Below are 11,444 nucleotides of genomic sequence, written 5' to 3'. Positions count from 1 at the left end.
GCATAGACAAATAAGATTTAAGATCAAGGAGCGCTAGCTGATGACTGTGGAAAAGCCTGAATCCAATCCCCCCGTAACCCCGGAAACCAGCGGAACCGCCGAGACGGCCAAAGCGGCAGCCGCCCGGAACCGCAAACCCAAAACGGAGACCGACAAAGAAAGTTTGGCCCTCTCTGTCAGTCGGTCAACGACGGGTCTGCAACTACTGGACAAACCCAGCGACCTTCCCAATAATCGCCCCATTGAGGCCAGTCACCTTAAGGTGATTAATACCTACAATGTGGTCGGCAGTGCTCGCCCCGTTACGGCCAGCACCATGGAAGTCAGTGGTAGCCTAAGCATTTCGGGCAATCGCCCCATCGCCCTCAGCCATCTCAAAATTAGCGAAACCTACTCAGTGATGGGGAACCGTCCCGTGGCCTCCAACAACATTGATGATTTCAGTACCTTGATGGGCTATCTCGACTAGGCCTCAGGGCCAGCGGTGCCGATGAGATACAGCAGGGCCATGCGAATGGCAACGCCGCTGGTGACTTGGTCTTGGATCAGACTCAGGTTGGCATCATCCATTAACTCCGAACTCATTTCCACACCTCGGTTCACAGGGCCGGGGTGTAGTAGTTTGACGCTGGGGTGACAGGCCTGGAGTCGGGCATGGGTCAAGCCAAACTGTTGGTGGTATTCCCGTAGACTGGGCAACAGATGGGCCGTCATGCGTTCCTTTTGCAGGCGTAGGGTCATGACAAAATCGGCCTCCACCAGGGCCGGTTCTAGATGCCAATGCAGAGTTAATTGCCCCGGACTATCGACGGGACGCAACTGGGCAAAAGCCAGGGGCAAGAGGGTCGGTGGGCCAGCCAGGTGTAGATCGGCTCCTGCGGCCAACAAACTCCAAATATTGGAACGGGCCACTCGAGAATGCAAAATATCCCCCACAATGGCAATTTTTTTACCCTGGAGCACCGCTAGCCGAGGATTATCCCGGTCGAGTTGGCGGGTAATGGTGTAGAGGTCGAGCAGGGCCTGGGAGGGATGTTCGTGCTGGCCATCGCCGGCATTCAACACTTTAACCCCGGCTCCCAATTGGTCTAGCTGATGGGCAATAAATTGGGGTACCCCGGCCTGTTGGTGGCGAATTACCATAATATCCGTGCCCATGGCCAGGTAGGTTTTGGCCGTATCTAGAATGGTTTCGCCCTTGGTCAGGGAAGAACTGCCAGGAGCAAAATTCATCACATCTGCCGACAGGCGTTTGGCCGCTAGCTCAAAACTGCTCCGTGTGCGGGTCGAGGGTTCAAAGAAGAGATTCGTGACCACTTGGCCCTGGAGGGCCGGTATTTTTTTCGTCCGTCCTGCCAGGACTTGTGCCATACTCGCTGCGGTTTGCAGGACAATGTCAAACTCCGCCGCGCTCCAATCCGCTAAATTCAGGATATGTGGTCTTGTCCAGCCAGTCACGATTATTCCCTCGGGGGGCAAAAACTCCTATGTTATTGTAGGATTCGGATGGCTTTTCCCGTATATTTCCGTTGCTCAGTCTTTTATTTATGATTCAGTCTTCGACGAAAAAAAACCTGGCGTTGGCGGTAGCCTTGGCATTAATGTGCCCTGGATGGGTGAGCTTGTCCTTGGCCCAACCCCCCACGGCCCCCAAGCTGGTAAGCGAATCGTCTCTCATTTCCCCGGAAACCAAAATTGACTATACTCCCCTCCAGGTGGCCCTCAACAATCAGCAGTTCCAGAAGGCAAATGAAATTACCCATCGTCTCTTGCTCACTGCTGCTGGTCGAATTGCCCAGGGCTGGTTCCGAGGCGAAGATATTGAAAAACTGCCCTGCTGGGATCTGAAAACCATTGATACTCTCTGGAAAACCGCCTCTAAGGGCCGCTTTGGCTTTTCCGTGCAATACGATATTTTTGTCAAAACTGGCAATCGTCCTGGACGACTGATGGCCCCAGAAGCCTACGATAAATTTGGCGAAGAAATTGGCTGGCGCCAGAATAATCAGTGGACAATCTTCAAGCAAAACCTAAACTATACGCTCCAGGCCCCGGTGGGTCATCTCCCCAATCCTCGGGATGAGTACCAAATCAACGGCGGTCGCCTAGAGTACACTGGCCTGATGGGCCGCCTCCAGTCCTGCAAGATTGTCTCCAGTCCCAATCCAACGCCGTCTCCCAAGCCCTCCCTCCGGCCCTCGCTTTAAACCGGGCCCGCTAAAATCTGTTGGATCATCCGCTGGGCCTGGCCCGCGTAACCGCCACCGAACAGATTAAAATGGTTCAAAATATGGTACAAGTTGTAGAGCGTTTTGCGGATTTGGTAGTCGGTGGAAATGGGCCGCGTTTCTTGATACCCCCGATAGAAGGCGGCGGGAAAGCCTCCAAACAACTCTGTCATGGCCAAATCCACTTCCGGGTCGCCGTAGTAGGTGGCGGGGTCAAGGATCACCGGCTCTCCTGTCGTCAAAACGGCCACGTTGCCTGACCAGAGGTCGCCATGAACGAGGGCCGGTTGGGGTTGATGGGCAGCCAAAAGCCGTCGGCTCTTTTCCAGAAGTTGTTGGGTCTGGGGAAATTGCCCGCCCTTGCGCTGGGCCCGTTGCAGTTGATAGGCCAGGCGATGTTCGGTAAAAAAGCTAGCCCAGTCGAGCGTCCAGGTGTTGATCTGGGGGGTGGAACCAATGGTATTATCTTGCTCCCAGCCGAATTTGAAGGGGCCAGGGGCCGCATGCAGGGTTGCTAGGCGTCGTCCCATTTCTGTCCAGGTCTCGGCGCTCTCGGGGCCAAAGTCTAACCACTCCAGTACCAGATAACTCTGGCCCCCACTCACGCCATGGCAAATCGGTCGTGGTACGCGGATGGTATGGGTGGCGGCCATTTGTTGAAGCCCCAAGGCCTCGGCGGCAAACATATCGACCTGGTGGGATTGGTTGATTTTGATAAAGTAGGCTTGGCCCTGGCCCTGGAGGCAGTAACCTTGATTGATACAGCCACCGCTCACGGGCCGCCGTTGTTCGAGGACAAAGGGACGGCCGGTATGGACAGCGATGGCATCGGTAATAACGTTCCACATAAATTCAGAGCTTGAGACTGGGCTCCCGCCAGTATTTGTGGCCAGGAGAGATTAGTGGTACAAAGTTGTGCGTTGACGGTAGGGCCGCCCCAGGGCTTGACAGGCCCCTTGTAATTGGGTCACGGTCAAGGCCGTTCCCCCTTTGGCCCCAGCCATGCTGGTGATATGTTCCTCCATCAGGGTTCCTCCCAGGTCATTACAACCCCAGCGCAGGGCCTCGGTAGCTCCCGCTAGGCCTAATTTAACCCAACTGGGTTGATGATTCACGATCCATTTGCCTAGGTAAAGACGGGCTACTGCGGTTAAATGTAGGGTTGCCGAGAGGGAGGGTTGGTCGCGGCCGACTCGATGGCGTAGGGGTTTCGGGGCCAGTTCTCCCACGAAGGGTAAAAGAATAAATTCCGTGATCCGGGCGGGGAGTTGTTCGGCAATAGCTCGCTGTTGCAACGCGCGCAGGTGTTCCAGGTGCTGGATCTGTTGAGCCGGCGTTTCAATATGGCCGCAGAGCATCGTGCTGGTGGTGGGCAGGCCTAAACGATGGGCTAGGTGGACAATGGTGAGCCAGGTTTGACTATCAATTTTCTCAGGACAAATGATGTGACGAACGGAATCGACTAAGACCTCCGCCGCAGTTCCCGGTAACGAATCGACCCCCGCTGTCTGGAGGGTCTGGAGAACAGTTTCAAAATCCAGACCGTCTTGCCGAGCAATAAATTGGATTTCCTGGGGAGAAAAGGCGTGGAGATGGAGGGCCGGAAAGGCCGATTTAATTGTGCTAATTAAATCTTCGTAGAAAGCTAACGCAGACCCCTGGAGCTGGGCCGCTGGGTTTAGGCCTCCCTGCATACAAATTTCCGTGGCCCCCTGGGTGATAGCATCTTCCACCTTGGCTAGGATTTGGGCCGGTGTCAGCCAAAAGGCCCCACTATCCTCTGCATCACGGCGAAAGGCGCAAAAACTACAGTGTTGCTCGCAGATATTCGTAAAATTCAGGTTGCGATTGACCACGTAGGTCACGGTTTCCCCCACCAGATTAGCCCGGAGCTGATCCGCTGCCTGCTGAATGGCCAACCAAGCCGAGTCATCCCGGCAGGTGAGTAGGAAACAACCTTCCTCCGGCGTCAAGTCTTCTTGGGCCAACGCTTTAGCTAGAATTGACTCAAGAATTGCCTCTGGGGACGCATCCGTTAGGTACTGGTGATAGGAAACAAAGGCCATTCCGATAGGATAAAAAGAAGCGCTCCATTTATCCTACTCCTCCCTGGGAATGCCGTGACCAAATTAGCCCCGACTCCTCTCCGCTCCTTGAATAGACCGCTACGCCAGCTTTATCATGCTCAGTTAACAGGACGCTGGCTGGTGGTGGGGATAGCCTGGTGTACCCTGGCCCCTTGGGCCCTCTGGCAATTTCGAGAGAATATTAGCTTGTTGTGGGAATACTTTACCTGGGCCGGGGTGCGCTATGCTCTGATGTTCCAGCTAGGCCCAGCTTTGGCCCTCTTTCTCTGTTTAGGACTAACCGCTGCTGTCCTGGTACGCCAAAGTATCCATATCCTTTGGGGGTTATCGCCTCGGGAAACGCTACGTCTTCGAAGACGAGTACAACACATCCAAGCCAAGGGCCCCAAGCATCCCCTTTGGCCCTGGATTTTTCCGAAAAGAGGTGTCCACACGCGAGGAACCAACCGAGAGCCATGAGCTACCCAGCTTTCCTCTTCCTCGCTAAAATTGGAGTGAATAGGTGATTAGAATCTTAGTATCACGATAATACTATTTAAATTTTTGGATTACGTAAAAGGGACTGACTTATGTTTATGGATTCCAATCTAGATCTGAGTGCAATGACGACTAATCCTGGCCAGTCGTATGCTAGCCCTTTGGCACCCGACCTAGGGGACCCTTTCGTCAATACCGCTGCCCCCGTCTCATCCTTGAGTAGTTCAGTCCTAACCCTGGCCTGGATTCAGGAAATGGCCCAAAGCCTAGAAAGCAGTCGCTTCAATTTCAAGGGAACTCGGGACAGTGGCCCTGCTGGCTCCGATTTTTATGCGCTAGACGACTCCCTCAGTTCTGCCACTCCTCTAACAGTAGGAACAACCCCCACCGCCGTCACGGGATACGTTGGTTGGTCAGATGCCAATGATTACTACCGCTTTACCCTCAATGCAACCCATAATTTTGCCCTGAGTTTGACGGGCCTGAGTAATGCTGCCGATGTAGCTCTGTTGAATAGTGCGGGAACCATCTTGGCTAGTTCTACACTATCAGGAACATCGGCAGAGGCAATTGCGAGTCAACTTACTGAAGGTACCTACTACGTCCGGGTTTATAATCGCAGTTCTTGGTTTCGTGGTACCAACTACGTCTTAACTGTTCAAGGAACTCCCCTTGTTCCGCCGCCGCCGCCGCCCAGTCCAGTTGATAATGCCGGCAATAGTTTAAATGAGGCTCGCAATATTACCCTCAGTCCGACAACAACAAATTTTAGTGATTACGTCGGAGTAGAGGATACCAACGATTACTACCAATTTAGCCTCAGCAAAACCAGTGATTTTAATCTGAGTTTGTCGGGCCTTGTCAGCGATGCCGATGTGCAACTCCTTGATAGCAATGGCAATTCTCTACAAACGGCCCAAGCACGGGGAACAGGGACGGAAAGTATTACCCAACAACTCAATACTGGAACCTATTACATCCGAGTCTATCCCTACAGCGGCAACACCACCTATACGCTGGGCCTGAGTGCCACTGAAGTTATTCTGCCGCCACCGCCTCCCCCCCCCCCAGCAGATAATGCCGGCAATACCCTCGCCACAGCCCGCAGTATTACCCTTAGTTCAACACCAACTAACTTTAGTGACTATGTCGGGGCCGAGGATACCAACGATTACTACCGATTTAGCCTCAGCAAAACCAGTGATTTTAATCTGAGTTTGTCGGGCCTTGTCAGCGATGCCGATGTGCAACTCCTCGATAGCAATGGCAATTCTCTACAAACGGCCCAAGCACGGGGAACAGGGACGGAAAGTATTACCCAACAACTGAGTGCAGGAACCTACTACATCCGGGTCTATCCTTACAGCAATAGCAATACAGACTATATCCTGGGCCTGAGTGCCACGGAAGTCGTTGTCTCTGCTCCTCCCCCGCCTCCTACCGTCGATACCACCGCCAACTATAGTTCTACCTCTGGTTATGGCCTGATCAATGCCGCAGCGGCGGTGGCCAGCGCCTTAGGTCAGTCCCCCTTTGCCGATGTCCCCACCTTTGGCGGTGCGAATGATTGGGGGGCCAATTTAATTAAGGCCCCAGAGGTCTGGGCCCAAAATTACACCGGCCAAGGCGTTATCGTCGCAGTTCTGGATACAGGGGTTGACCGAAACCATCCCGACCTCAACGACAATATCTGGGTAAATAGCGGCGAAATTCCCGGTAACGGGCGAGATGACGACGGCAATGGTTACGTGGATGATGTCTATGGCTGGAACTTTGCTAGTAACAATAGCAACACCCTGGATGGCAATGGCCATGGAACCCATGTCGCTGGCACCATTGCAGGGGAAAGAAATGATTTTGGTGTGACGGGCATCGCCTACGGGGCCAAAATCATGCCGGTGAAGGTACTCAATGACTCGGGTTCTGGCAGTTTGAGCAATATTGCCAAGGGCATTCGCTATGCCGTTGATAATGGAGCCAAGGTGCTAAATCTAAGCCTAGGTGGCTCTAGTAGTAGCAACGAACTACAATCTGCGGTGCAATACGCTAGCAGTAAAGGGGCGATTGTGGTGATGGCCGCTGGTAATTCCGGAACCTCCCAGCCGATTTTCCCAGCCCGCTATGCCACGAGTTGGGGCATTGCCGTGGGAGCCGTTGACCAAAACAATACGATGGCCTCTTTTTCTAATAAGGCCGGTAGTAATTCTGCTATGGTCTTTGTCGATGCACCAGGAGTCGACATTTACTCCACCCGGCCCAATAATAGCTACACAACCCTCAGTGGCACATCTATGGCGACGCCCCATGTTGCAGGCGTGGTGGCCCTAATGCTGAGTGCTAAGGCGAGTTTGACCGATGCCCAAGTCCGAAAAATTCTGATGCAAACCTCCGGCAATGTGTTGACGGCTAATAGCGCAGGAGTGGGCAGTCTGGGGACAGGCAGTCTATCCGTCCAATCCTTGGAAAGCTTAGCGGTGACTGACTCAAACAGCTCTGTTTTCTTAAGTTTGAGCAACGCCACTGGGCCGACTCAGAAAAATCCTATGGAGCCAGCCAATATTCCCGGTTCTCCGGCCTTGATTGCAGAGATGACTTCGTTCACCCCTACGGAGACTGATTCTCTCTTCCAGGTCGGGAATGAAGCTGATTCCCTGGCCCTTTGGCCAACGCGCTATCTCGACAGTCAAGATGCGGAACTTCTGGCCCCGAAACTATTAGCCTATGGATAATACCAATCCTCCAAATTAGGGCTACAGATCCTTACCCCTCCGCCTCCGGCACCTGCCCTTAGCAAGGGGACAGTGAGGTCTAGTGATGTAGTCGAGCTTTAGGGATTTAGTGTAATACCTACTCTTCTTCCTCCCAACCATAGCTGTCTCCGCCCTCGGCAGCTCGGAGCGGACGCACTTGCTGGCCAGGTAATAGCTCCAACTGCCGCACCGTCCCTTCTGGGCGGTAACTGGCCTGCTTACGCCGCTGGGCCGTTTTTTCTTCGCTGGTATCCTCCGCCACGACTTCATAGAGCAGGGCCAACTTGGCCCCTTCGGGATGCTTACGCAGAATTCGTCCTAACCGTTGCACGTACTCCCTGGTGGAACCTGTCCCCGAAAGGATCACCGCAATTTTGACACTGGGGACATCTACCCCTTCATTCAAAACATGGGACGTTACGAGGGCACAGTATTGACCGGCACGGAACGCGGACAAAATTTCGTGGCGTTCTTTGACTGACGTTTGGTGGGTGAGGGCCGGAATCAAAAACTGTTGGGAAATGCAATAGACCGTGGCGTTGTCGTTGGTAAAAATCAAGATCGGTTCTGGTTGATGTTCCGCCAAAATCTCCGCCAGTACCCGCAGTTTACCCTCGGTACCTAGGGAGATTTCCTTCGCCTCGCGGTGGGCCAGCATGGCCCGGCGGCCCTGGGCTGAACCAGCACTGACTATCACAAACTGTTGCCAACCGCTTAAACTACCCAAGCTAATTTTTGTCTGGTGTAGAAAGTCATTGCGGGTCTGGATCGCTTGGTCGTAGCGTTGTCGTTCTTCAGTCGACAGTTTCACCTTGATCTGCACCACTCGATGCTCAGCTAGGGTTCCTCCGGCCAAGTCTTCCACAACTTTGTGGTACACCACCGGGCCAATCAGATGGTCTAACTCCTGGTGACTGCCATCACTGCGTTCGGGAGTCGCGGTCAAGCCAAGACGGTAGGGGGCCAGGGAATATTCCGCAATCACCCGAAAAAAGTTACTGGGCAAATGGTGGCATTCGTCGAAAATGAGCAGAGCATAGCGATTCCCCAGGCTTTCGGCATGGATCGCTGCGCTGTGGTAGGTCGAGATCAAAATCGGACTGCGGTCGCTCGAGCCGCCCCCTAGCAGGCCCACCTCCGTCTGGGGAAACAATTTGGTCATTTGCTCGTACCATTGGTGCATCAAGTCCAGCGTTGGCACCAGCACCAGGGTTGTTCGGGGGGTCGATTGAAGGGCCAATTGGGCCACAAAGGTTTTGCCAGCCGCTGTGGGTAAAACGACGACGCCTTGACGATTAGCCTTTTTCCAGGCTTTGAGGGCCTCTGCTTGGTGAGGAAAGGGTTGTCGCTCAATACTGGGGATCAGTTCCAGGGGGCTAAAGGCCCTGGCCTGGTCGATGAATTCGATCTGTTCAGCTTGGAGACATTCCACCAAGGCCCGGTAGCGGTAGGCCGGCAGGCGAAATTTTTCAACACGGTCATCCCAGGTGACAAATTGAATCCAGGCCTGGCCCCTCGGCGGCGGATGAAGTAACAAGGTTCCACGGTCGTAGGTCAGTGTCGGAGAACGGGCCATGGGTTAGGGGCGCAGATTCGAGGAATCGGGGCGCAGAAAAATGCGGTAGAGCCCGTACAGCACCAGGGCCATGATAGCCACACTGATCAGGGAGGCGACCAAGTGTAGCACTTTGGTCAAGAGGGAAAGGGCCACAAAAATTAGGGCAATGACCACTGCGACCTTGGCCGGGTTGGGTAGGGTCGCAAACCACTGTTGGAATTGCCGTTGTAGTTGGCCGAGTTTTTCCGTCAGGGTGGGAACAGAAGCCGGGTCAAAATCCACTTCAACTTGAGGAATTTTCGTCTCGCTATCGGAAGGATTGGACATGTTTTTTAAGTCTAAGCAAGGGCCAAAGGTTAACTTTATATTATCAAGCTTGCTCTCTCCCTATGGTGATCCCCTCTCTGGCCGAGGCCCAGCAAATCCAGGCAGAACTGCGCCATCGTGTCATTCTCCATAATCAATTCACCCCGCCCCAGACCATTGCCGGGGTGGATGTGGCCTTTCCCCAAAAGGGCCGTCTGAGCCGGGCGGCCATCGTTGTCCTGAGCTATCCCGGCCTGGAGGTTCTAGAGACAGCCGTTGCGGAAATTCTCACGAGTTTTCCCTATATCCCTGGCTATCTCTCTTTTCGGGAATTACCGGCCCTGTTGGCAGCGTGGCATAAACTACACCAGCAAGCGGACATGATTTTGGTGGATGGCCAGGGCCTGGCCCATCCCCGTCGTTTTGGCCTGGCCTGTCACCTAGGCGTGGTTCTCGATAAACCCACCATTGCCGTGGCCAAATCCCGTTTGGTCGGCCTGCATGACCCGGTGCCTCTTGAAAAAGGCCAGTGGGTGCCCCTGATGGATCAGCAGGAAACCATCGGTGCGGTTCTGCGCTCTCGTGTTGGGGTCAGGCCCCTCTACATTTCCCAAGGCCATCGTCTTGACCTACCCACCGTCTTAGATTACGTGAAGGCCTGTTTAAGCCGCTATCGTTTACCAGAACCGACCCGCCTAGCGGATAAACTGAGTAAATCCTATTCTGCTTGAGTATCCTCCCCAATCCCCTGCCATGGCGATTTCCTCCCTGCCCCCGGATTCCGAACTCAAAACCTATCTGCTCAGCTTTGACCTGTTTGAGCAACTGGGCCGCTCCCAAGAAGGGGAAGAATACATTAATTCCCACCTACAGCGTTTCCGCAAAACCCTCGAACAGTTACCCGTGCTATCCGGTGAGGTGCAAGTACTGGAACTAGGGGCCTCTCCTTACTTTATGACCTTTTTGATTCAAAAATATTTTGGTTATAACGTTAGCACCGCCAATTTCTTTGCCGACTATCGCACCCCAGGAGGAGGGACTAAAACAGAGAGGATTCGTAGTCGAGCCTATCAGGAAGACCACGAATATACCTATCCCCTCTTTAACCTGGAGACCGACCCTTTTCCCTTTCCAGACCAGGCTTTTGATATTATTCTCTGTTGTGAAATTATCGAACATTTAATCATGGATCCCAGTTTTATGCTGGCGGAAATCCATCGTTTGCTTAAACCCGGCGGCTATCTATTGTTAACCACCCCCAATATTGCTAGCTTCAAAAATGTACTGGCACTCCTGCAAGGCCGGAATATCCAGCACAGCTATTCAGGTTACGGGGTCTATGGCCGCCACAACCGGGAGTTTACGGCCCACGAATTGACTGAATTGCTCAAGTGCCACAACTTTGAGGTGCAAGTGACGGTGGATGATGTCTATCCCAGTCCAGCCTGGATACAGTGGTTGACAGCCCTCCCACCCTGGCGCAGCTATCGAGATAATCTCTTTGCCCTCTGTCGGGCATTACCGGGAAGTCATTATCCCCAGTACCCCCAATGGCTCTACAGTCATCTCTGGGGCCATGCCAGCAACATTAATCGTTTTACGAAAACCCAGATCGTCATGGGCCAGGGCGAGGAGATCCAACTGGGAGAAGGTTGGTATCCCCTCGAAAATGAACCGCCCCATTTCCGTTGGACAGAAGCTCAGGCGGTGGTGCGTCTCCGGGTTCCCCCTGGGGCCAATGCCTTTTGTCTGGAGGCCAATAGTGGCGGCCGGGAAATAACCTTTCAACTCTGGCAGGAAAGCTATCTGGTAGGCAGTTTTACCCTGGTGGGACGGCGCTGGATTCAGTTTTTCCTGCCCGCGACCCTAACTCAACCCCGTCCTGGGGAAGAGCCGATTCTTTCCTTCCGGCTAGTGATCCTCAATCCCTTTCGGCCCTCGGAGGTTGATCCCCAGTCCACCGATCAGCGTCTCCTCGGCCTGGTGGTCTATCGCCTACAATTGACGGGGCCAAATCCCTGTACAGTAGGGGATTAGT

Annotated in this window: 11 protein-coding genes; 6 read left to right on the top strand and 5 right to left on the bottom strand. The window is 53.7% G+C overall.

The annotated features are described in order from the left end of the window. Window positions 1-40 precede the first annotated feature (40 nt). Window positions 41-469: a hypothetical protein gene (locus tag ABXS88_RS09870; protein ID WP_353671874.1), complete on the top strand. Its 429-nt coding sequence runs from the start codon at window positions 41-43 to the stop codon at window positions 467-469. Here the strand turns inward: ABXS88_RS09870 and ABXS88_RS09865 are convergent. Then, entirely contained in the window at window positions 466-1,458 is a 993-nt protein-coding gene (locus ABXS88_RS09865; RefSeq protein WP_353671873.1) for an aspartate carbamoyltransferase catalytic subunit, read from the bottom strand. The genes ABXS88_RS09870 and ABXS88_RS09865 overlap by 4 nt on opposite strands. Before the next feature lie 89 nt (window positions 1,459-1,547). On the opposite strand from ABXS88_RS09865, the gene ABXS88_RS09860 reads away from it, so the two are divergent. Then, window positions 1,548-2,207 (top strand): GUN4 domain-containing protein, encoded by a 660-nt coding sequence (locus ABXS88_RS09860; RefSeq protein ID WP_353671872.1) that lies wholly within the window; start codon window positions 1,548-1,550, stop codon window positions 2,205-2,207. On the opposite strand, the gene ABXS88_RS09855 is transcribed toward ABXS88_RS09860, so the two are convergent. Both ABXS88_RS09855 and cofH read right to left on the bottom strand, forming a co-directional pair. Next, window positions 2,204-3,076 (bottom strand): fructosamine kinase family protein, encoded by an 873-nt coding sequence (locus ABXS88_RS09855; RefSeq protein WP_353671871.1) that lies wholly within the window; start codon window positions 3,074-3,076, stop codon window positions 2,204-2,206. The two genes, ABXS88_RS09860 and ABXS88_RS09855, sit on opposite strands and share 4 nt — an antisense overlap. A gap of 51 nt (window positions 3,077-3,127) precedes the next feature. Continuing rightward, complete coding sequence (cofH, locus tag ABXS88_RS09850; RefSeq protein ID WP_353671870.1) at window positions 3,128-4,294, bottom strand: 7,8-didemethyl-8-hydroxy-5-deazariboflavin synthase subunit CofH; 1,167 nt, start codon at window positions 4,292-4,294, stop codon at window positions 3,128-3,130. Between the two features lie 54 nt (window positions 4,295-4,348). Here cofH and ABXS88_RS09845 point away from each other — a divergent pair, with 54 nt between their 5' ends. Together ABXS88_RS09845 and ABXS88_RS09840 are read left to right on the top strand one after the other, a co-directional pair. Further along, entirely contained in the window at window positions 4,349-4,774 is a 426-nt protein-coding gene (locus tag ABXS88_RS09845) for a hypothetical protein (RefSeq protein ID WP_353671869.1), read from the top strand. 233 nt (window positions 4,775-5,007) lie between these two features. Beyond that, window positions 5,008-7,521: a S8 family serine peptidase gene (locus ABXS88_RS09840; protein WP_353671868.1), complete on the top strand. Its 2,514-nt coding sequence runs from the start codon at window positions 5,008-5,010 to the stop codon at window positions 7,519-7,521. Between the two features lie 118 nt (window positions 7,522-7,639). Here the strand turns inward: ABXS88_RS09840 and ABXS88_RS09835 are convergent, their stop codons facing one another. After that, on the bottom strand, window positions 7,640-9,118 hold the full coding sequence (locus ABXS88_RS09835) for a DEAD/DEAH box helicase family protein (RefSeq protein ID WP_353671867.1): 1,479 nt from the start codon (window positions 9,116-9,118) through the stop codon (window positions 7,640-7,642). A 3-nt stretch (window positions 9,119-9,121) separates the two neighbouring features. Next, entirely contained in the window at window positions 9,122-9,427 is a 306-nt protein-coding gene (locus ABXS88_RS09830) for a hypothetical protein (protein WP_353671866.1), read from the bottom strand. Window positions 9,428-9,489: 62 nt separating this feature from the next. Between ABXS88_RS09830 and nfi the strand changes: the two genes are divergently transcribed. Next, window positions 9,490-10,137, top strand: coding sequence for a deoxyribonuclease V (gene nfi / locus ABXS88_RS09825; RefSeq protein WP_353671865.1), 648 nt, complete (start codon window positions 9,490-9,492; stop codon window positions 10,135-10,137). A gap of 22 nt (window positions 10,138-10,159) precedes the next feature. Continuing rightward, window positions 10,160-11,443: a methyltransferase domain-containing protein gene (locus tag ABXS88_RS09820; protein WP_353671864.1), complete on the top strand. Its 1,284-nt coding sequence runs from the start codon at window positions 10,160-10,162 to the stop codon at window positions 11,441-11,443. The last annotated feature ends 1 nt before the right edge of the window (window position 11,444 follow it).

Source organism: Synechocystis sp. LKSZ1 (genome assembly GCF_040436315.1).
Lineage (GTDB): Bacteria > Cyanobacteriota > Cyanobacteriia > Cyanobacteriales > Microcystaceae > Synechocystis.
The sequence above is the reverse complement of the archived record's forward strand: the minus strand, read 5'-3'. Positions and strand labels throughout refer to the sequence as shown.